Source organism: Hanamia caeni (assembly GCF_003721595.1).
In the GTDB taxonomy this organism is placed as follows: domain Bacteria; phylum Bacteroidota; class Bacteroidia; order Chitinophagales; family Chitinophagaceae; genus Ginsengibacter; species Ginsengibacter caeni.
Genome location: NZ_RJJR01000011.1, coordinates 152,194 through 176,081, shown reverse-complemented (window position 1 = coordinate 176,081; position 23,888 = coordinate 152,194). Strand labels below are relative to the sequence as shown.

General features: G+C 40.1%; 12 protein-coding genes. 11 read left to right on the top strand and 1 reads right to left on the bottom strand.

What is annotated here, in order from left to right; translation table 11 throughout:
• Positions 1-7: 7 nt before the first annotated feature.
• Positions 8-3,184 carry a ligand-binding sensor domain-containing protein gene (locus EFY79_RS13725; RefSeq protein WP_123121290.1) on the bottom strand — a complete coding sequence of 1,059 codons (3,177 nt, stop codon included), beginning with the start codon at positions 3,182-3,184 and terminating at the stop codon, positions 8-10.
• Positions 3,185-3,607: 423 nt separating this feature from the next.
• Here EFY79_RS13725 and EFY79_RS13720 point away from each other — a divergent pair, with 423 nt between their 5' ends.
• The 11 genes from EFY79_RS13720 (at position 3,608) to EFY79_RS13670 (ending at position 23,757) form a co-directional block, all read left to right on the top strand.
• Positions 3,608-6,859 carry a SusC/RagA family TonB-linked outer membrane protein gene (locus EFY79_RS13720; protein WP_233578005.1) on the top strand — a complete coding sequence of 1,084 codons (3,252 nt, stop codon included), beginning with the start codon at positions 3,608-3,610 and terminating at the stop codon, positions 6,857-6,859.
• Between the two features lie 27 nt (positions 6,860-6,886).
• Complete coding sequence (locus EFY79_RS13715; protein ID WP_123121289.1) at positions 6,887-8,809, top strand: RagB/SusD family nutrient uptake outer membrane protein; 1,923 nt, start codon at positions 6,887-6,889, stop codon at positions 8,807-8,809.
• Between the two features lie 95 nt (positions 8,810-8,904).
• Positions 8,905-9,630: a DUF3823 domain-containing protein gene (locus EFY79_RS13710; RefSeq protein WP_123121288.1), complete on the top strand. Its 726-nt coding sequence runs from the start codon at positions 8,905-8,907 to the stop codon at positions 9,628-9,630.
• Between the two features lie 198 nt (positions 9,631-9,828).
• Complete coding sequence (locus EFY79_RS13705; protein ID WP_123121287.1) at positions 9,829-11,664, top strand: glycoside hydrolase family 2 protein; 1,836 nt, start codon at positions 9,829-9,831, stop codon at positions 11,662-11,664.
• A 176-nt stretch (positions 11,665-11,840) separates the two neighbouring features.
• Entirely contained in the window at positions 11,841-13,943 is a 2,103-nt protein-coding gene (locus EFY79_RS13700) for a beta-L-arabinofuranosidase domain-containing protein (protein WP_123121286.1), read from the top strand.
• 115 nt (positions 13,944-14,058) lie between these two features.
• Positions 14,059-15,123 carry a cellulase family glycosylhydrolase gene (locus EFY79_RS13695; protein WP_123121285.1) on the top strand — a complete coding sequence of 355 codons (1,065 nt, stop codon included), beginning with the start codon at positions 14,059-14,061 and terminating at the stop codon, positions 15,121-15,123.
• A 147-nt stretch (positions 15,124-15,270) separates the two neighbouring features.
• Entirely contained in the window at positions 15,271-17,718 is a 2,448-nt protein-coding gene (locus EFY79_RS13690; RefSeq protein ID WP_123121284.1) for a glutaminase family protein, read from the top strand.
• A 61-nt stretch (positions 17,719-17,779) separates the two neighbouring features.
• Positions 17,780-18,427 carry a hypothetical protein gene (locus EFY79_RS13685; RefSeq protein ID WP_123121283.1) on the top strand — a complete coding sequence of 216 codons (648 nt, stop codon included), beginning with the start codon at positions 17,780-17,782 and terminating at the stop codon, positions 18,425-18,427.
• Between the two features lie 27 nt (positions 18,428-18,454).
• Positions 18,455-19,546: a glycoside hydrolase family 76 protein gene (locus EFY79_RS13680; RefSeq protein WP_199727538.1), complete on the top strand. Its 1,092-nt coding sequence runs from the start codon at positions 18,455-18,457 to the stop codon at positions 19,544-19,546.
• Between the two features lie 31 nt (positions 19,547-19,577).
• Complete coding sequence (locus tag EFY79_RS13675) at positions 19,578-21,563, top strand: family 43 glycosylhydrolase (RefSeq protein ID WP_123121282.1); 1,986 nt, start codon at positions 19,578-19,580, stop codon at positions 21,561-21,563.
• Between the two features lie 124 nt (positions 21,564-21,687).
• Positions 21,688-23,757, top strand: a complete 2,070-nt coding sequence (locus EFY79_RS13670) for a CehA/McbA family metallohydrolase domain-containing protein (protein WP_123121281.1) — start codon at positions 21,688-21,690, stop codon at positions 23,755-23,757.
• Positions 23,758-23,888: the final 131 nt, after the last annotated feature.

Here is a 23,888-nt window from a genome sequence, read left to right as displayed (position 1 = left end):
CAATAATTTATTTGTCTATGATTTGCAGTTCCTTCTTCACTGTAACTCTCGGCTGGGTTTTTTCTGGCTCAAGCGGCAACGTTAGTACAAAGGTATTTAAATTATTTTGCACAAAAGTCATTCTCAGGCTACCCTTGTGCAATTGTGTAAGCGACCTGGACAGCGCCAGGCCTATGCCAGTCCCTTTTTGATATTTCGTTTCTTTTAACCTGTAAAAAGGTTCAAATATTTTCTCAGCCATTTCTGTTTTTATAATGAATCCATCATTTTCAAAAATGATCACAAGGGAATTGCTTTCTTTTTGTGCGGGCAATAAGTTTATATAAACAATTTTTTCAGCGTATTTCACGGCATTGGCTAACAGGTTACTCAAAATTTTTTGAATAGCTTCAGCATCCGCCATAGTATATATCTCATCTGCGGGCAGGTTAATTTGATAGTCCAGGTTCCTTTTCTGGGCTAAAATTTTAAATCTTGTAAAAGTGCCCATAAGCGTTTCATTCATATTGACCCGGGTAAAATCAAGCGAAAAATTCTTAATCTCTGTTTGCCTGAAATCAAGGATTTGTGATATTAATTGTATGAGCCTGTTCGTGTTCCTATCCAGGCACTCAAGGTCTTCCTCCATACCAGTCATTTCATTTCTTCTTTCAAGAAGATTTTCAACTGGGCCTTTTATCAATGTAAGCGGCGTTCGTATTTCATGCGCCACATTAGTAAAAAATTCAATTTTACTTTCATATATTTCCTTTTCCTTTTTCTCCTGGTGCCTTCTACGGAAGCTGCGGATAAAATAAAATGATATAGCGATTGCCGCTAATGCATACAATACATACGCCCACCAGGTAGCCCACAGCGGTGGATTGATGCGGATAGTAAGCACTTTTATATTTTTATTATCCCACGTACCGTTAAGGGATGCCATTATTTTTAACTGATAATCACCAGGCGATAGATTGGTAAAATATATCCTGCGGTTGGCTTTGATTTTGGTCCATGAGTTATCGAGGCCCTCTAACTTATACCTGTATTGAATCATTTCGGGCGACAGGTAACTTAAGGCCGCAAAATCAAAGCTGATAGAAGATTGCTGATAAGGAAGCGTTATTTTTTTTGTATCAATAATGGATTCGCTTAAAACTGAATCGCTATCCTCGGGATTCAATTCATTATTAAAAACCTGGATGCCTGTAATATACAATGGCGGTGAATACCGGCTCTTTGCCAAATCTTTTGGAGAAAACGAAATCATGCCTTTGACGCAGCCAAAATACAGACAGCCTTTTTCATCTTTAAACCCCGAATGATAATTAAACTGATTTCCCAGCAATCCATTTGCCCTGGTATACACAATCGGGTTTTGAAAATGAGGCCCAAAATTTACTAAGCCATTGGAGGTAGTGGCCCACATGCTTTTTTGATCATCTTCAATTATTTTAAAAACAAAATCGCTGGGGAGGCCATCGGCCGTTGAGTAGCGGGTGAAAGATTTGCGCGAGCTGTCCAGGCTGCAGATGCCTCCGCCTTCTGAAGCAAACCAGATGTTATCTTTACTATCTGCAAATACATCATTCAGATAATTACTATTCAGTGAATTTTTGTTGCCGCTTATATTCTGAAACTGACCGTGGGCACCGGATACAAGGTCAATCCAAAAGGCGCCGTTATTATTGGTAGCTACCCAGATTACCTTGTCGCTGCTTTCTGTAACTGCAGTGATAAATGAATTGACAGGTACCTGGGGAAATAAAACAAAATCGTCTTTTGGCCTGTCATAATAATACAGTCCTTCACTTGTACCGACGATAATTTTGCCTTCCCTGGTACGAGTGAAACAAAGCGCAAAGTTACTTCTAAGGCCATTGCCCTGCTTAACGGAATAATGCTTCTTCACTTTTCCAGTTTGTATGTCCATTAAGTCAATGCCATGTTCAAAAGTTCCTATCCATAAATTATCGTCGTCGGCAAGCAAACCATGCACGTTTGTGTAGGCGATGCTGCCGTTTTCGCCTGTTGGCTTAAAATGAGTGATGGCACCCGTGGCATTATTTATTTTATTAAGGCCGCCATCTTCGGTGCCTACCCATAAATTTCCATATTTATCTTTACAAATTTCCCTTACTGCATTTCCACTTAAAGAATTTTCTGAATCGTTTGGAAAATATTTTTTGAAAGCGCCATTTTCTTTTGCATAATAATTAATGCCACCAAAGAAAGTGCCGGCCCATATTCCACCTTCGGCGTCTTTAAAAAGCGCGTAAACTGCATTATCATTTAATGAATAAGGGTCCTGGAAATTTTTTTTAAGATTCGTAAAAGTTTTGCTTTCCGTATTATAAATAAATATTCCTGATTCCGTTGCAATCCAATATTCTTTTTTTGAATTTTGCAAAATTTCCCTCACAAAAATGGTGGTTTTGTCGGGGTTGTAGGTAAGTACATCTTTATATGAATTGTTGGCAGTATTAAAAATCTTAAGACCCTGACTTGTTGTGCCTGCGAAAATTTGATTGCTATCGCCGCTATGGATTTTTTGGATCCACTTGCTGTTAGGGTTTGGCGAATTCGAAAATATATTAAATGCATTAAATGAATCTGTTTGAGGGTTGTATTTTTCTAAAAAGCCATGTTGAGTTCCGGCCCATATAGTTCCATCCTTTGCCAGGCAAAGAGTAGTTGCGAAGAAAAAATCAGATGGAGCATATTGACGCAGCTTTTTTGTTGTAAAGTTATATCGGCATACAGTGGACGAAGAAATAAACCACATTTGTCCTTCCCTGTCTATCGTGATATCATAAATATTTTTTAACGAATCAATAAAAGGCTCAAGCTTCTCTTTTATCGGGTTATATTGGTAAAGCCCCTGCTGGCTTCCGATCCACAGCCATCCATTTTTTCGGGGGTTGATACAAAAAATATAATCTGCCCCGGGCTGCTTTTTATTTTTTTCATTGTCTATCCTGAAAACTTTAAAATGAACCCCATCAAACCGGTTAAGGCCATCCTTTGTTGCAGCCCAAATAAATCCTTTTGAATCCTGGCATATAAAGTAGACGGTATTATTTGAAAGCCCGTTTTCTACCTGTAAATGCCTGAAATAATATGGCTGGCCTTTACCCCGGACATTTATTAACAACAATACCAAAAAGAACACATATAATGTTTTGGCAATGGTAGAGTTCATATAAAGACTGTTACTTTGAAAATGTAAAATAGCAAAATTTGTCCGTTTACTGCTAATTGAAAATATGATTTATTCCACAGCTGCAAGGCCCTCTCATTCAAAATAAAAAATCTATTCACTGATGATTTTTTTCATTTATGAAATGTAATTGTTAAGAAAAATGAAACAAAACGTACAATTTTTGATACCCTCTGAATAACAAAACCCGATTTTTATCACTTATTTCACACTTTGATTTAGAAAACTTTTTCTATGATGAAAAAGGAGGGCAAAACCCAATAGAAAATATTTCAGATAAAATGGCAGCCCGCATCTAAAGTATTGCGACAAACAATTAACGTATTAGGCTTTTACACATCATGAACAAAACAACAGTTTGAACAAACGTATATGCATTATCTACTAGAAATTAAAACCTGGATTATGAAAATTGGCGTGCAAACAATGAACAGAGCACGGCACGATAATACCCGGAGAAGAAATTTTAGTTGGCATTTTCAGGGAATTTTTCTTTTTTCCCTGTTTATGCTGATTTCTTCTTTAGGCCGTGCCCAGAACACAACTGTGGTGTCCGGAATCGTAAGCGATACTTCCGGCAATTTGCTGATTGGTGTAACCGTTACTGCGGATCATTCCAAAAAAACAGTGGTAACACAGGAAGGCGGTACCTACTCCATTCCTGTGACGGCGGCTGATAAAAGTATTCAGTTCTCGTACATTGGCATGAAACCCGAAACCCGCTCCATTTCTGGGCAAACTGCAATAAATGTACAATTGCAACCTGATATTACGGGGCTGAATGAAGTAGTAGTTGTTGGTTACGGTACGCAAAAAAAAGAATCTTTAACCGGTGCCATCTCCACCGTTACCAGCAAGGATATTGAGCGTGTTCATGGCGGTTCAACAGTCAGCACTACGCTTGCGGGCAAACTACCTGGCGTAACATTTCGCCAGGCTGAGGGCCGTCCCGGAGCTGGCGCATCCATCCAGATCCGTAATATGGGCAGCCCTCTTTATGTAATAGATGGAATTCAGCAGGATGAAGGCCAGTTCAATAACCTCGCCCCTAATGATGTTGAAAGTATTACAGTGTTGAAAGACGCCTCTGCCGCTATTTATGGAGTTAGAGCTGCCAATGGCGTGGTAGTGGTTACTACCAAAAAAGGAAGGACAGGCCGCAATAATATTAATGTAAACGCCTATAACGGCTGGCAAAGCTTCTTCCGGTTTCCTAAAGTAGTTACCAATACACCAGACTTCTTATATTACAAAGCAGATGCGCAAATAAATTCAAATGGCTTTTTGTATTCGGATACAGGTTGGGTGCCACAAACAGGCATCAGCGCACAGGATTTGATTGATGCAAAAAACTTAACTAACCCTATTTACAGGAGCTTTAACTGGAGGGATTATGTTTTAAATAATAACGGAGCACCGTTAAGTTCGGTCAATGTCAATATCAGCGGTGGTTCCGATAAAGTAAATTATTATGTTTCAGGAACCAATCTTTTTCAAAATTCTGTTTTGGGAAAAGAATACAATTTTAACCGCACTAACATTCAATCCAATGTAACTGCCAAATTAACCAACGGGCTAAAAGTTGGCTTTGACATTAACGGCCGCGTAGAAACAAGAAGAAATCCCGGTGTGCCCGGCGGAGATGACTACTTTTTGGCAAGGCTCGCTGTATTGAGAAATACGCCACAGGAAAGGCCTTACGCTAATGACAACCCGGCTTATCTTAACGACCTGGGCGATCACCTGGAATCAAACTACGCTTTTTTAAATAATAACCTGTCTGGTAAATTCAGATCGGATTGGCGCGTAATTCAAACCAATTTTCATATAGACTGGGACATTCCATGGGTGAACGGATTAACGATAAAAGGGTTAGGTTCTTATTACATGGCTGACGAACTGGAAAATAACCAGGAATATACGTATGATGCTTACACTTATGTTGATAGTACTTACAAAAGAACGGGAGGGGCCACCAATCCATGGCGCGACCGCGAGCAGATCAAGCATATCAATACAACATTGCAGTTGCAGGCGAATTACAATAATACATTTGGAAAAAGTACTATAGGCGCTACCTTGGTAGCAGAAAGAATAAAAGAGCATTATTTAAGGAACTGGCTGCACGCTAATCCTCAATCCAATTTTATTCCGCTGGTTACGTATCCGATTATCGATCAATATACTGATGAGGATAATACAACAGCCCGTATCGGATATATTGGCCGTATTACTTATAGCTACGATAACAAGTACATAATCGAAGGCTCCGCAAGGCGTGATGCTTCTTACTTATTTGCCCCGGGACATCAGGTAGGCTATTTTCCAGGTGGATCTGTAGGTTGGAGAATAAGCGAAGAACCGTTTTTTCAGGCAATGCTTGGTAATAAAACGAACGTGATCAGTTCTTTAAAATTAAGGGCTTCTTATGGTATTTTGGGTGACGACCGAAATCCTTATGACGTAAATCAACCTATAGTTGCTCAATTTGCATTCCTTTCAGGATATAATTACGGCACACAGGGAAATGCGATTTTGGATGGAAGAATAATTCCTGCCTCAAGGGATAAAGGCGTACCCGTCACTACCCTGTCATGGCTAAAAAGTAAAATAACGGATGTGGGCATGGACTTCACTTTGCTTAACGGAAAACTTTCGGGAACATTTGATTGGTTTTATCGAAAACGAACCGGCTTACCGGGGCCCAAAAACGATGTATTGCTTCCTGAAGAAGTTGGGTACGACCTGGCAGATCAGAATATAAATTCGGATGCGCAATATGGCGAGGAAGGTTCTTTAAATTATTTTGGACGAGCGGGCAAAGTAAACTTTACAGTAGGTGGTAATCTATCCTATACCCGGTCTAAATTTCTTAACTCCTATAATCCGTTGTTTAATAATTCGTGGGATCAATACCGGAATTCCGGCGAAGAACGATTTACGGATAAAGACTGGGGCTATATTTATATAGGACAGTTTAAATCACAGGATGAAATCAATAATTATAAAGTAGACATTGATGGGCAGGGAAACCGAACGCTTTTGCCTGGAGATCTGATTTATAAAGATATAAACGGCGATGGCAAAATAGATGAATACGACCAGCGCCCAATAAGCTACGCGTATGGCGCACAGCCTCAAATCAATTTTGGATTTAATTTTTCACTTGCCTATAACGGATTTGATTTTCATGCTGACTTCTCAGGAGCCTCCGGTTTCTCATGGTTCCAGAACTGGGAACAGCGCTGGGCTTTCCAGAATAATGGAAACCTGAATGCCATTTTTGAAGACAGGTGGCACAGGGCAAATATTTATGACCCGAATAGCGCATGGATTCCTGGAAAATATCCGGCTAACAGGTACAATCCCGGATTTGGCCACAGTGATTATGAAGTGGCTGGCCAAAGAAATTCAACTTTCTGGTTGCATAATGTTACTTATTTCCGCGCCAGGACGATTGAGCTTGGCTATTCGTTACCGAGAACGGTTCTTGACAGGGTGAAAATTCAATCAGCAAGAGTATATATTAATGGATATGATCTTTTTTCAATTGATAACCTTGCAAGTTATGGGGTGGATCCTGAAAGCGTAGATGATAACGGCCTCCAGTTTCCACAAAACAGGGTGATTAACGTGGGTATCAACCTTTCTTTATAATATTCAAATCCGGAAAAAATAATTTAAATGAAAAAGAGAATCTCAATAATATTAACAGCGGTTGTGATGATCACGGCATGGGGTTGTGAAAAAGACAGTTCCTTCCTGGATGTGCAGCCAAACACTTTCTTAACCAACGACCAGGTATTCAGTGATCCAAAGCTGGTACTTTCTGTACTTGCTGATTTATATAACAGGCAGGTTGACTTTAGTTCTTTGGATGGAGATGGCTGGAGAACTTTTGCGGATTTTAGTGAAAGTTTCCCTTCAGAAAACGGAAGCGCATATATCGTTCAACGCACAGGCTGGAACTATGATAGCTGGGGCCTCAACTGGACTGACAGCTATCGATATATTCGTGACCTGAATCTATTTCTTCAGCGCGACAGCGCTTCAGAAAAATTATCAGATGCTGATAAAAAAAGATTTTATGCAGAAGGCCGCTTTCTCAGGGCCAACTTCTACTTCGAAATGACAAAAAGATATGGCGGCGTTCCGCTGGTATTGCAAACATTGGATTACGACTATAGCGGCAAAGTAGACAACCTTCAGGTGCCCAGGGCCAAAGAATCTGAAATGTACGACTTCATCATCAGTGAAGCGGAAGCCATCAAAAATGATTTACCTTCTGATATTAATGAAAAATCAAGGGCCAGCAAGGGAGCTGCGCTGGCTATGGAATGCCGTGCTGCTCTTTATGCAGGCTCAATTGCAAAGTACGGCGCTACCACACCGCAGGTGTCGCTGCCCGCTGGCGAAGTAGGCATCCCGGCTTCCATGGCCGATGGTTATTACACCATAGCTTTAAGAGCAGCAAAAGAACTTATCAATGGCGAAGCCGGGGCGTATAAGTTGAAAACCGCGCCTGATGGTTCTTCCATGGCACAGCTATCCGACAATTTTGCCAATGTGTTTCTGGACAAGAACAGCCCTGAAACTATCTTCTTTGAAGATTTTCAGCAGGGAGGAAAAACTCATGCCTTCACCACAAACGATCAGCCTTATTCATTTTCTGATGAAGGTGGCGATGCAGGCCGATTAGACCCCTCTCTTAATCTGGCAGAAAACTTTGAAAAGCTCGACAATACTTATGCCCCTTTCGCTACTACTAATGGTTCCGGAAGTCCGATAATCTATGATGATGTCCAGGATATTTTTGCCGACCGGGATGCACGGCTTGCCGGAACAATCCTTCTTCCCGGTGGAAAATTTAAAGGACAGACAGTGGATATCTGGGCCGGATACCGGCTTCCGGATGGCTCAATCGTAACAAGTGACCAGTCAGGCCATTTAAAGTCTATTGTGCCCGGAGGTCCCGAAGTGCAGGTAGTAGGAACGGATGGCCCTATTAACGGGCTTGAATTAAGAACCCAAAGTGGTTTTTATGTCCGCAAATATCTTGACCCAACAGTAGGTTCCGGAAGAAGAGGGCAGGGAAGTGAAGTGGCATTTATACGCTATCGTTTTGGAGAAGTATTATTAAATGCTGCTGAGGCTTCTTTTGAATTGGGCGATGCAAATTCTGCTGCGCAATATATGAACTTGGTAAGGGCCAGGGCCGGATTGACAACGCCCTTAGCTGCCGCTGATATTACTTTTGATCGCATCGTTCATGAAAGAAGAGTGGAGCTGGCATTTGAAGGGTTATACTTTTACGATATGAAGCGCTGGAGGCTGGCCACTTATCGCTGGGATGGAGTACCTACTACCTTAGGCGATTTAAAAAGCAATATTGGTAATGCAAAAAAACACAGTACACAGCCGTGGGGTTTGTGGCCTTATCGTCAATACGATCCGGCACATCCCGATGATTATAAATGGGTGTTTAAGGAAACATTGCCGGCATTGGTTACAGGCGTAAATCGTTTTCTTATCGGAAATTATTATACTCAAATCCCCGATGGAGTGATTGCCGCCAATCCCAAGATTGTAAGGCAACCTAATCAATAAATGGAATAGCTCAATTAAAGAACATGAATTTAAAAAATATCAATATTTATCCTTTTACTGTAGCGGATCATCAACATCAATAAAAAATTAATCTTATGAAGCTTTGTTTAAAATATGTATCAATTATCGCACTAATGATTTCTTTTGCTTCCTGCAAAAAAGATAATTATGCGCCTCCCGGATCTTATTTAACAGGCAGGCTGGTATACCAGGGCGATTCAATCCAGGTGGAAAGAAACCAGGTTCCTTATCAATTATATCAATATGGTTTTGGAAAAGTAGGTCCAATCGGCGGAACATTTGCACAAAACGGAAGCTACTCCCAGGCTTTATTTGACGGCGACTACAAATTGATTATCCCTAACGGCCAGGGACCTTTTATGTGGAAACAGGACGCAAACGGAAACCCTGATTCTTTATCAATCACAATGAAAGGCGATCAAACAGTGGATCTCGAAGTAACGCCGTTTTATATGGTTCGTAATGCCCAATTTTCATTCAATAGTTCAGACAGCACTATTAATGCATCATTCAAAGCCGACAAGATTATTACTGACCCAGCTATGGCAAAAGATATTGAAAGAGTGAGTTTATATATCAACAAAACTCAATTCGTGTCAGGTGGAGATAACATCGCTTTCATGGATTTACCAGGAGGGTCAATTACCGATCCGGGTAATATTACGTTGAAGGTAACAGTGCCATTTTCTGACAAGGTTTTGGCCAATAGCCAGGATTATTTATTTGCCCGTGTCGGAATCAAAATCGTGAACATCGAGGATATGATTTTTTCACCGGTTGAAAAAGTTCAAATCAAATAAGGAATATCCAAATAAATTATTACTCCTTTTTAAATGCCGGGAAGACAACTATTGTCTTCCCGGTTAAGAAATTTATTATTATTCATTTACTTAATAATAAAATTTACAATCAAAAAAAATCGATAAAACAATTTTTATATTCAGGAAGAAGTCATTTATTTAAAAGAAAACAGCTTCTTCCTTTTTAAATCAATACTTATGAAGAAATTTAATGTTTTATTTATTATTCTTTTCCTTTCCATTTTTTCAAAAGCGCAGCAAGCAACCTGGAAAATTGTTCCCGGCCATATAACCACCCAATGGGCTGATGATGTAAATCCTGCCAACACACTTCCTGATTATCCGCGCCCTCTGATGCAAAGAGGTGATTGGCAAAACTTGAATGGTCTTTGGCAATACGCCATTATTCCCGCTTCAGAAAATGATGCAATTCCAACTACTTTCCAGGGGAATATTTTGGTTCCTTTTGCGGCAGAGTCTGCTTTATCCGGTGTGGGCAAAACCGTTGGAAAAGATAGTATACTCTGGTACCAACGCGATATAACGGTACCGGCTAAACGAAAAGATAAAAGGGTATTGCTCCATTTTGGCGCTGTTGACTGGCGGAGTGATATTTATGTAAATGGGAAAAATGTGGGCCGCCATGAAGGCGGTTATGATCCTTTTACTTTTGATATCACTGATGCTCTGAAAAAAGGAACGAAGCAACAATTAGATGTCCGTGTGTGGGATCCAACCAATGACGGTCCCCAGCCTCATGGCAAGCAGGTGATAAAGCCTGAAGGCATCTGGTATACGCCTGTGACTGGCATCTGGCAAACAGTTTGGCTGGAAACGGTGCCCGGCACTTACATTGCTTCCACCAAACAAACACCTGATCTTGATAATAAAAATATTGCTATCAGCGCTTCTGTAAAAAATATGCAATCCGGAGATGAGTTATCCATTTCAGCATGGAAGGAAAATGAAAAAATTGCAGAAAAGACAGGTGCAGATACTTCAGTAACCTTATCCATTCCTGACCCTGAACTCTGGTCGCCATCGCATCCTTTTTTGTATGATTTAAAAATATCGGTGATGCGTAAAGGAAAAGCAGTGGACGAAGTAAAAAGCTATTTTGCTATGCGGAAAATATCTGTTGCGCCTGATGAAAACGGTATTAAAAAGATGATGCTGAATAATAAATTTTTATTTGAATTTGGCCCGCTTGACCAGGGTTGGTGGCCCGACGGATTATACACTGCGCCGACAGATGCCGCTTTAAAATTTGATATTGAAAAAACCAAAGAAATGGGTTTCAATATGATTCGCAAGCACATTAAAGTAGAGCCTGCACGCTGGTATTATTACTGCGATAGTATTGGAATGCTCGTATGGCAGGATATGCCCAGCGGCGATTTGGGCAATCATTGGGAACCACGGCCGGGTGTACTCGGAAGAGCTACCGACCGGGATCGCACTCCTGAAAGTGAAGGCTATTACCGGAAAGAATGGAACGCAATTATGGATGCGCTTCACAATTATCCAAGCATTATCGTATGGACGCCTTTTAATGAAGCATGGGGACAGTTTAAAACTGCTGACATCACGAACTGGACAAAACAAAAAGATCCATCCCGCCTCGTAAACAGCGCCAGCGGAGGCAATTTTTTTCCTGTAGGAGATATCGAGGATTTACATAATTATCCTGATCCGGCAATGCCAAGGCCAGATATTTTCGGGGATAAAAAAGCATTGGTGCTGGGTGAGTTTGGAGGATTGGGTTTACCGGTACAAGGCCATACGTGGCAGGAAAAAAACTGGGGATATCAAAGCTTTAAAAGCAATGACAGCTTGTTTAAAAGATACCAGTCATTGACAGATAAACTGGAAGAACTTATCAGGGCAGGATTATCTGCAGCAGTTTATACACAAACAACCGATGTCGAAGGCGAAGTAAACGGCTTTATGACCTACGATAGAAAAGTGATGAAGATGCCGGTTGAAAAGTTGAAAGCCGTAAATGAAAAAATGTATGAAGTGGTCCCGCAATAGGTTTCCATTTAGCCTCGTTTTCTTATTCAGAAGTATTATCTTAACCTCATTCAAAGGTTGTTGGATGAGGTTTAATTTTTAAACAGAGCGAGCTCGTTTCCGAAGGAGAGGGATTACGGACGGGCTGACTTTCCTTTCATTTTAAGCTAACTTTGAAAGGCATTAAAATAATAAGAATGAAAATAAAAATTCACGCTATTTATTGCTTCACTGTCTTTGCTTTTTGCATTCATTCTTCTTCCTTTGCACAAGACCATATTAAAGCAACCGTAGTGGAACGCCCATCCACAGCCACTTACAATGCTCACTATGTCAGCAATAAAAAGCCTTTGCAGCCTTTGGTTTTTATAAAACTTCCTGTTGGTAGTATAAAGCCCAACGGATGGATTAAAAAATATTTAGAGCTTCAGCGGGATGGCTTAACAGGTAAGCTTGGCGAAATAAGCGCCTGGCTGGAGAAGAAAAATAATGCCTGGTTCAGCGGCACCGGCCAGGGCGATCATGGCTGGGAAGAAGTGCCCTACTGGTTAAAGGGCTATGGCGATCTTGGTTATATTTTAAATGATAAGTCTATTATAGATGAAACAAAATTATGGCTGGAAAAAGTTTTCCAAAGCCAGCGGAAGGATGGATATTTTGGCCCGGGAGAAGTTGTGCGGAATAAAGAAAACCAGGTTGTAAAAATCCCCGACTTGTGGCCAAATATGATTATGCTCTGGTGTCTTCAATCTTACTATGAATACAGCAACGATAAAAGAGTCATTGCGTTTATGACAAATTATTTTCATTGGCAGGCCACGGTTCCGGATAGTTTATTATTGCGCACCTACTGGGAAAATAGCAGGGGAGGTGATAACCTTTACAGCATTTACTGGCTTTACAATCAAACGGGCGAAAAATCTTTGCTGGATTTGGGAACAAAAATTTTTAGGAATACCGCCAATTGGAATCAACAAAATAATTTACCTAACTGGCACAATGTAAATATTGCCCAATCTTTTCGCGAGCCGGCTACATATTACATGCAAACTAAAGACAGCAGCCTGTTGCAGGCAACTTATAATAATTTTCATTTGGTAAGAAACATTTATGGACAAGTACCCGGAGGGATGTTTGGGGCCGATGAAGATGCAAGAAAGGGATATACGGATCCGCGCCAGGCAGTAGAAACCTGCGGCATGGTGGAACAAATGGCAAGTGATGAAATATTAAGCGGCATTACCGGCGATCCTATGTGGGCCGATAATTGCGAGAATGTTGCATTTAACACATATCCTGCTGCAGTGATGCCCGACTTCCGGGGGCTGCGTTACCTTACCGCACCTAACATGGTAGTCAGCGATAGCAAAGATCATTCTCCGGGCATTGAAAATTCAGGACCGTTCTTAACGATGAATCCCTTTAGCAGCCGATGTTGTCAGCACAACCATTCGCAGGGATGGCCTTATTATGAAGAGCATTTATGGATGGCCACACCCGATAATGGCATTGCGGCGATGATGTACAATAGCAGCGAGGTAACCGCAAAAGTGGGTGATAAAAAAGGAAAATCTGTTGTGCTAAAGCAAACCACGCATTATCCTTTTGATGAAAATATAAAAATAGAAGTAAGTACGTCGTCACCGGTAAATTTTCCATTATACCTGCGCATCCCGCGCTGGTGCAGGGAAGCAAAAGTTTCGGTGAATGGAAATCCTGTCGGTATCCACGCTTCGCCTTCTTCTTATATCCGGCTTGAAAATAAATGGAAGCAGGGTGATGTGATTGAGCTTAGGTTGCCTATGCAATTGTCGTTGCAACTGTGGACGCAAAACAAAAACAGTGTAAGTGTAAATTATGGCCCTCTTACTTTTTCTCTTAAAATAAAAGAATATTATCAAAAAGTAAGCAGTAAAGAATCTGCAATCGGCGATTCAAAATGGCAGCCGGATGCTGACCAAACCAAATGGCCCGCCTACAATATCTATCCGGCCAGCATGTGGAACTATGGTTTGGAATTGAATGATAAACCTCTTTCAGAACAATTTCAAATTGTAAAAAAACAATGGCCTGCAAGTAATTTTCCTTTTGATCAAAAAGATATGCCCCTAATGCTGAAAGCAAAAGGAAAATTAATACCTGAATGGACGATAGATAAATATGGTTTGTGTGGTGTTTTGCCCGAAAGCCCGGTGAATGTTCATACTGAAGAGCAGGAAATCGAGCTGATTCCGATGGGCGCCGCAAGGCTCAGGGTATCGGCGTTTCCGGTGGTGAAGGATGAGAGAGTGAGCGAGTGAGAGAGTGAGAGCATGAGAGATAGGATAATTTTAAAATAATTTAATAATAAAATAATGCAATAATTACTACGCAATAATTAATAACTCATAACTCATAACTCATAACTCATAACTAATGAAGAAATTCTTAATCGTCATTCTCTCGATCATTCTCCTTACTAACGGTGATACATATGCGCAAAAAGAAAGAGCCGTTTGGAGCAAAGAAAAGGCCAATGCCTGGTATGCAAAAGAGGGATGGCTGCGCGGAAGTAATTTTATTCCAAGCACGGCTATCAACCAGTTGGAAATGTGGCAGGCAGCCACTTTCGACCCAAAAACAATTGACCGGGAATTAGGTTATGCGCAATCAATCGGCTTTAATGCAATGCGTGTTTTTTTGCATCATGTAGCCTGGCAGGAGGATCAGGAAGGATTTAAGAACAGGATGAAGAAATATCTTTCCATTGCAGATAGGCATCACATCGGAACTATCTTTGTTTTTTTTGACGATTGCTGGAATGATAGCTATCATGCCGGAAAACAACCTGCGCCAAAAACTGGCATTCATAATTCAGGATGGGTGAGGGATCCCGGCTCTTTGTATCACAAAGAACCTTTATTGGGTGATACATTGGAAAAATATGTAAAAGATATTCTTACCACTTTCAAACACGATAACCGGATTATTCTCTGGGACCTTTTTAATGAACCCGGCAATTCTTCAAACGGGTATAAAAGCCTTCCGCTTTTAGAAAAAATTTTTTCATGGGCAAGAGAAGTTAATCCTGATCAACCTTTGTCTGCAGGACTTTGGAATCCGGAACTAAAGGAACTGAATACTTATCAGCTAGCGAATTCAGACGTCATTACTTACCACAATTATGGCAAAGAGTTGGAACATGCAAAGGTGATTGATTCATTAAAGCCGTACGGCAGGCCATTAATTTGTACAGAATATATGGCAAGAACACGAGGCAGTTTATTTTCAACTATCATGCCGTTACTTAAAAAAGAGAACGTGGGCGCCATCAATTGGGGATTGGTTGCTGGCAAAACAAATACGATTTATGCATGGGATACGCCAATGCCCAACGGCGATGAACCAAAAGTGTGGTTCCATGATATATTCAGGAAAGATGGAATGCCTTACAGTGAAGAGGAAATTAAACTGATAAAATCATTAACAGGAGCGAAGTGAGGCTTTTGATAGCAAACAAACAAATAGAATGATTTTTTATTTCAGATCTTGTTGAACAGAATCTTTTCATTTATATATTGGTGTGATATAATTTAAAAACAATAAAACAATAGAACAATCAAACAATAGAACAAATCAATCCAAATAATGAAATTTATTTCTCTTTTATTCAGTTTATTTTTTACATGTGCTTCTTCTTTTGCGCAAATGCACAAAGCGCCTGCTTATCCTTTGATAACACACGATTCTTATTTTTCCATCTGGTCAATGACTGATACACTCAACACTGCCGCAACCAAACATTGGACAGGGGCCGATCAGAGCATGATAGGAATGATAAAAGTGGATGGAAAAATTTATCGTGTTTTGGGAAGTGAAAGTAAAACATTCGAAAACGTATTGCCTGCCAGCGACGACCAGGCTTACAATGCAAAGTTTACAGAGACTCGGCCCGCAACCGGATGGGAAAATCTTTCGTTCAATGATGAATCATGGAAATCCGGAAAGGCGCCTTTCTCGGATAATATGGCTGACGGTGGCACCGCATGGAAATCAAAAGACCTTTGGATGAGGAGAGTTTTCATGATTAACAATATCGATTTCAACAAACTTTATCTTAAGCTAAGGCATGATGATAACGTTGAAGTGTTTTTGAACGGAAAAAATATTTTTGAAAAAAAAGGTTGGATACATAAGTTTGAATATTTGCCTTTAGACAAATCCGATTTAATAAAAGGAAAAAATGTATTATCCATTCATGTTGCCAACACCGCTGGCGGGGCCTATCTGGATGCCGGCATCGTGAGCGAGCCAAAATCCAAAGTGGATAAAAATATTCTCCCCGCCGAACAAAAAAATGTTACCATCACTGCCACGCAAACAGTTTACGATTTTACCTGCGGACCGGTAGATGCCACACTTACTTTCACTTCTCCGTTGTTATTAAAAGATCTTGATCTGCTTGCAAGGCCCGTTTCCTACATTACTTATGCTGTAAAATCGAACGATGAAAAAAAACATGAGGTGCAATTGTATTTTGGAGCCTCAACTAATATTGCAGTGAATGTGCCTTCTCAGGAAGTGATTACAAAAAAATATTCTGGTGACGGCCTTACGATTTTAAAAGCAGGCACCAAAGCGCAGCCAATTTTGCAAAAAAAAGGAGATGACCTTCGCATAGATTGGGGCTACATGTACCTTGCTACGCCACAAGATGAGAAGGCTGCGACGTATATTACTACTTCGCCTCAATCCATTGCATCTTTTGTCAATCAACAGCAAAGCAGCACAGCGACGGAAGGAAGATCTTTATTTTTAAACTCGGTAATTAATCTTGGAAAAGTAGGGTCTGTGGCAAAAGAAAAATATTTTATGCTGGGTTATGATGATATTTATTCTGTTCAATTTTTTCACCAGAATCTTCGGCCCTGGTGGAACCGAGATGGAAAACAGACGATAGAGAAGCAATTATCGCTTGCAGCCAAAAATTATAAAAATGTAATGATGCAATGCGATGACTGGAATAAAAAAGTATATAATGACCTGGTAGCCGCTGGTGGAAAAACATATGCAGATATCAGCATCATTGCTTATCGTCAAAGCATTGCTGCGCATAAATTATTAGAAAGTCCGAAAGGAGAAATTTTATTTTTATCAAAAGAAAATTTCAGCAATGGTTCCATCAATACGGTAGATATAACTTATCCATCTTCGCCACTATACTTGTGCTACAATCCGGAACTCTTGAAAGGAATGATGAACGGAATTTTTTATTATAGCGAAAGTGGCCAATGGAAGCATCCTTTTGCGGCGCACGATTTGGGAACTTACCCGATTGCCAACGGCCAGACTTATGGCGAAGGGATGCCTGTGGAAGAATCAGGAAATATGGTAATTGCTGCGGCTGCAATTGCCAAAGTAAATGGCAATGCTGATTATGCAAAAAAGCATTGGCAGACATTAACCACCTGGACAAATTATTTGGTAAAGGAAGGATTTGATCCGGTTAACCAATTATGCACCGATGATTTTGCCGGCCACCTGGCGCGCAATGCAAATCTTTCTGTAAAAGCTATTGAAGCTATCGGCGCTTATGGAATGATGGCTGGAATGCTTGGTATGACTGATGTTCAGAAAAGATATACAGACACAGCAAAGAACATGGCAAAGCGATGGATTAGCTATGATGATGTGGGCGATCATTTTGCGCTGACATTTGATAAAGGAGACACCTGGAGCCAGAAATACAATATGGTTTGGGATAAAGTTTTGGACTTGAATTTATTTCCAAAAGAAGTGTATGAAAAGGAGATAAAATATTACCTCACCAAACAAAATAAATTTGGCTTGCCACTCGACAGCCGCAAGACTTACACAAAAAGCGATTGGATTATGTGGACAGCCACGATGACCGATAATCAAAAAGATTTCGAAGCCTTCATTGATCCATTATACAAGTATGTAACGGAGACGCCTACACGTGTTCCCCTAAGTGATTGGCACGAAACTATTGATGGAAGACAAGTAGGTTTCCAGGCAAGAAGCGTAGTGGGCGGGTATTATATGAAGTTGCTAAATTGGAAAATCAATGAGTGAGAGACGTGGGAGAGTGAGAGAAGTGAGTATTTAAGATTGTTATGAATTTAAAAAGAAATGTATGAAAAAGTACTTTTTGATTGCTTGCCTCTTTTTTGCAGGAAGTTGCCTTGCGCAAACTAATTCAAACGCCGTCAAGCTCGTGCAGTACATTTTTGATTCGTTTCAGCCCGGAACTGTAAAAATGAAAACAGGCAAAACCTACGAACAGAATTTAAACTATAATATCATCACCAATGAAATGGTATTTGAGCAGAATGGAAAATTTGCTGCTATCGCAGCACCTGAAAATGTAGATACAGTTTATATCGCTGGCAGAAAATTTATTCCTCTCAATAATAAATTTTATGAAGTGTTGGCTGGTGGCAATAAACCCTTACTATATGAGTCAACGGCTTCGGTAAGCGAACCGGGAGTTTCTACCGGTTATGGTGGCACTACCACTACTTCAGCGGCAACATCCTACCAGTCATTATTACGGGATGGCAGTGCATACAATTTGAAATTGCCCGACGGTTATAACGTTATTCCCAAACACGAATTTTACATTTTAGTGGATGGTGAACTTGAAAAAGCCGGAAGTGAAAAAAGACTGGCAAAAATTTTCCCGGACAAAGCAGATGCCATTAAAAAAATTGTAAAAATCAATAAAACTGATTTTTCAAATCGTGAAGATGTTGCAAAGCTTGTAAGCCAATTGGAACAATAAATCAGCTAAAAATAAAAATAGAAGATTTTGCAATTCATTCAAATTATTAAGAACACTTTGCTAACCTCCGCACTGGCATTTTCTTTTAATTTTTTACCTGCACAGTCTGCAAATATTTTTAGGGAAAGAGCGGATTCACTTAACAAGCTTGTTTATAAATATTTTTATGATGCTGGAAATTCTCTGTATTATGAAACCAATCAACTACGAACCGGGGAAAACAAATATTCATATTTATGGCCGCTCTGCGCGTTGATACAGGCGGCTAATGAAGAAGAGGCTGTCCATAATTCCGGTGATTTTATGAGCCCGATATTGAAAGCCATTCAACAATATCACAGCACCATCCCACCTGCAGCCGGATACCAGGCTTATGTCAGTGAGGAAAAAAAAGATTCCCGGTTTTATGACGACAATCAGTGGATTGGAATTGCCTGCCTCGATGCCTATAACCGCACAAAACAAAAAAAATATTTGGATATCGGTAAAGAGATTTATCATTTCATGATGACAGGCTTTGATACTTTTTCGGGAGGAGGCTTGTATTGGAGAGAAGATAAAAAGAATTCAAAAAATACCTGCTCTAATGGCCCGGGAATAATCATTGCAATTGAGCTTTACAAAATCACACACCAAAAAAGCTATATAGATACAGCGCTTATTTTATATCATTGGGTAAACAAATATCTGCGGTCTTCTTCGGGCCTTTATTATGATAATCTGCAAATTCCGTCCTTAAAGATTGATTCTGCGATATATACCTACAATGCAGGCACGATGCTTCAATCTAATGTTCTTTTGTATCAAATCACAGGAAATAAAAAATATTTAAAAGAGGCCGGGCAGATTGCCTCATCAGCAAAAAATTATTTTTATAAGAATGATAAGTTGCCTGCAAATTATTGGTTTAACGCAGTTTTGCTCCGCGGGGAAATTGCTTTGTATCATGTAGATAAAAACCGTGATCACATTAATTTTTTTATAAAATATGCGGATAGCGTATGGAATGAGGAAAGAGATAAAAACGGATTGATTGGCAAACCCGGGAAACGCAAAGCATTAATAGACCAGGCAGCAATGATTGAAATTTATGCAAGGCTGGGTCAACTGAACATTTGAAGCAAATGTTTTTGCTATTGAAATTTTATGTATGAGAAATATCACTAAAATTATTTTCTTCATTTTTTGTTCGTTTACTGTTTTCAACACTTACGCACAAAAAACATATACTAACCCGTTGCTTCCATCCGGCGCTGATCCGTGGGTAACTTACAAGGATGGTTACTATTATTACACAAATACGACCGGCCATAATATCACTTTATGGAAAACAAAAAATATTGTAGACCTAAAATCAGCAGAAAGGAAAATAGTTTGGACTCCGCCGGCATCCGGCTCTTATTCCAAACAAATATGGGCACCCGAAATTCATTTTTTGCAGGGCAAATGGTATGCTTATTTTGCTGCCGACAGCGGAAATAATTTTGATCACAGGATGTATGTGATAGAGAACACATCCAGGGACCCGCTAGAAGGAACATGGAAGATGAAAGGACAGTTAAATCTTCCGGAAAATAAATGGGCTATTGACGCGAGTGTATTTGAAAATAACGGGAAGATGTTTGTGATATGGAGCGGCTGGCAGGGAAATGAAAATGGCGAACAGGATATTTTTATTGCGCAATTAAAAAACCCTTGGACCGTAGAAGGCAAGCGTACATTGATTTCCGCCCCTACATTATCCTGGGAAACGCACGGAGATTTGAACAATCCGAATGATGTGCCTCATGTAAACGTTAATGAAGGCCCCGAAATATTGAAGCACGGTGATAAAATATTTTTGACTTATTCGGCCAGTGGCTGCTGGACAGACTATTACGCGCTGGGCATGCTAACGGCAGGCGTACACGAAAATTTATTAAACGCTTCTTCATGGAAAAAATCAGCGCAACCTGTCTTCAAGCAATCGCCGGAAAACCATGTGTACGCCACGGGGCATAATTCATTTTTTAAATCGCCGGATGGAACGGAAGATTACATTTTGTATCATGCGAATAGCGAGCCAGGACAGGGTTGCGGCAGCCACCGCTCGCCGCGTGCGCAAAAATTTACATGGAAGGAAGACGGCACTCCTGATTTCGGGGAGCCTGTTGCAGAAGGATTTCACTTAAATGTTCCATCAGGTATGGACGACGTGGCTTCCTTAAAAGAAAATCCTGTGTTGAATATGAATTTTCCTGATCCTACGGTTATTAATGTAGATGGCACTTATTATGCGTATGCCACCCAGGGGAGATCAGAAGGCAACACAAATCATGTACAGGTAGCTTCATCAAAAGATTTGTTTCATTGGAAATACCTTGGTGATGCGCTACCCGAAAAACCTTCGTGGGCGAGTTATAATTTTTGGGCGCCGGATGTATTATTTGATACCGCATCACAGCAATATGTAATGTTTTTTTCGGCGAAAAACAAAGACACCAGTTTGAATATGTGCATTGGTGTTGCCTTTTCAAAAACGCCGCAGGGACCTTTCGTGGATATGGGCGCTCCTTTTCTTAAAGGAAAAGATTTTTCCAATATAGATCCGATGGTAATGATAGATCCAAAAAGCGGGAAAAAAATTTTGTATTGGGGATCTGACTTTGCTCCCATTCGTGTGCAGGAATTAAACGAGGATTGGAAAAGCTTTAAAAATGGAAGTGAAGCAAAAGCAATTTTGTTTCCGGATAAAAATAAAGACTATGAAAAATTAATAGAGGGAGCCTGGGTAGATTATAATGAGGGAAAATATTACCTGTATTATTCCGGGGATAACTGCTGTGGCGATAGGGCTAACTACGCGGTAATGATAGCCAGGGCTGACAATCCCTTTGGTCCTTTTGAAACTCCTGGAAAATATGACGGCGCCGGCAACAGTGTTATTCTTGCAAAAGATTCAGACTGGTTTGCACCCGGCCACAATTCAATTGTAAAAGATGTAAAAGGTAATTTGTGGATAGCTTACCATGCCATCTGGCCCAATGAAGCGGCCTTCGCCCGCAAAGAAGCGAAAGATAAATATGTGAGGCGTGTAATGTGTATCCAGCCGGTGAAATATATAAACGGATGGCCGGTGGTGGAGAAGAAATATTAGCTGCATAAATTTTAAAATGCAGTAAACCGGCAAATAATTAAGGTTTTTTATCTTGAAAACTTAATACAACGAATTCACACAACTGATGAATTGGGCGGTAAGTATTGATTAAATTTTATACAACATGAAATATTTACTCTTTATCGTTTTTATTTTTTTAAGTGTATTCAGTAAGGCACAAACCTGGATAAATTTAAAGGACTACAATAAAAATGGTAAAGCGAAAATTGTTGTAGAAGATAACATGCTCACCGCCGCCTGGCCTGCAGGAGAAAATGAATCAGGAAAATTAATATTGGATCTTTCAAATAACAACCCCCTTTTCAAAAGCATTCAGTTAAATAACAAAGAAATCATGTCAGGCGTTGATCCCGCCTTTATTCTAACGATTGGAAAAAGAGATTTGGTTTCTCAAAATGGATGGAATATTTTTTTTGATAAAGTGCCGTTGAAGCCGCATCAATCGTATGTTGTACAATTTAAAAAGGACAGCGTCAATGTCAGAACTGAAGGTGCACATACAATCATTCGCATTTCAAAAATGTACGCTGCAACGTTCAGTGGCGCACTGGAAATTACTTTATACAATGGGAGCCCTCTGTTCAATATAGCGGCTGTAATGTCTACTGAGGTTGATTCTACGGCGATATTATATGACGCCGGACTAATTAATAGAAATGAAATTTGGAACACCATTGCATGGAGCGATATAAAAAAAGAAATGCAATATGTGTTGCCGAAAGAAGACGATACCCCAAGAAATCTTGAAGTAAAATACAGAACAGTTATTGGTGAAAGCAATGAGGGAAGCCTGGCTGTTTTTCCTGCGCCGCATCAATATTTTTATCCGCTTGATGAAGCGTTTAATTTAAAATTTACCTGGTATGGGAATCACTATCGGAAAATGATTGATGGGTTTGGCATCGGCATCCGCCAAAAGCTGGAAGGGGATAACCGTTTTGTTCCATGGTTTAATGCGCCTCCGGGAACGCAACAGCGGATGAACTTTTTTGTTTTATTAAGCACAGAGAAAGCGGCTGTTGCGTTAAACGAAGTGAAGCGATTTACGCATGAGGATAGGTATGTTCCGTTGCCGGGATATAAAACCATGAGCAGTCATTTTCACAATGAATTTATAATGCAGGTGGTGCTTGCCGGTAAGCCAGTTCCTGCACATCCAAATTTTGTAAAGGTGTTTAAAGATATGGGCGTCAACATTGTGCATCTTGCAGAGTTTCATTATACAGCTCATCCCAAAGGCCCTGACAGCACACGTTTGAACGAATTACATGCTTTGTTTACCCAATGCAAAAGATTATCGGATAAAAAATTTTTGCTGTTGCCCGGTGAAGAACCCAATGAATTTTTTGGTGGTCACTGGCTGGCTTTTTTCCCAAAACCTGTTTACTGGGTCATGTCGCGAAAACCGGGTATGCCTTTCGTGGCCAGCAATTCAAAATATGGAAAGGTGTATCACGTATCGGATAAAAAAGAAATGCTACAATTATTGCAATCAGAAAAAGGCCTGGCGTGGACAGCGCATGCGCGCACCAAAGGCTCCGTTGGGTTTCCGGATAATTACAAAAACGAGCCATTTTTTAAATCGGATCATTTTATGGGCGCAGCCTGGAAAGCGATGCCCGCCGATCTTTCGCAGCCACGCCTGGGAAAACGCGTTCTTGATTTAATGGATGATATGAATAATTGGGGAGATAAAAAACATGTGATAGGAGAGGCGGATTTATTTTCAATCGAACCGAAAAACGAAATGTATGCGCATTTGAATGTGAACTACTTGCAGCTTGATAGATTACCCAATTATAATAATGGTTGGCAACCTGTTTTAGATGCAATGAAAAATGGAAAGTTTTTCACTACCACCGGCGAAGTATTGCTTCCTGTTTTTAAAGTGAATGGAAAAAATTCTAACCAAACGATTATGTTAGATGAATCAGGAAATGCTACAGTTCAATTGCGGATTGATTGGACATTTCCTTTACATTTTGCAGAAATCATTTCCGGAGATGGAGAAAACGTGTATCGCGATCGTATTAATCTTGATACGACAAAAGCCTTCGGCAAAAAAACTTTTACTTTCAATACCAATTTAAAAAACAGGAAATGGATTAGGGTAGAAGTGTGGGATGTGGCTGCCAACGGCGCTTTTACCCAATCTGTTTGGATAAATAAATAATGTAGAATAGATTCATTCAGCAACTTATTCTAACCTGTTTTTTACAAACACGGTTCATCGTTTTCAGTAAAGCAATAAATAATTCAATTTTATATTCCTTAAATGCCGGGTGGCGCAGATTCAGCTATTTG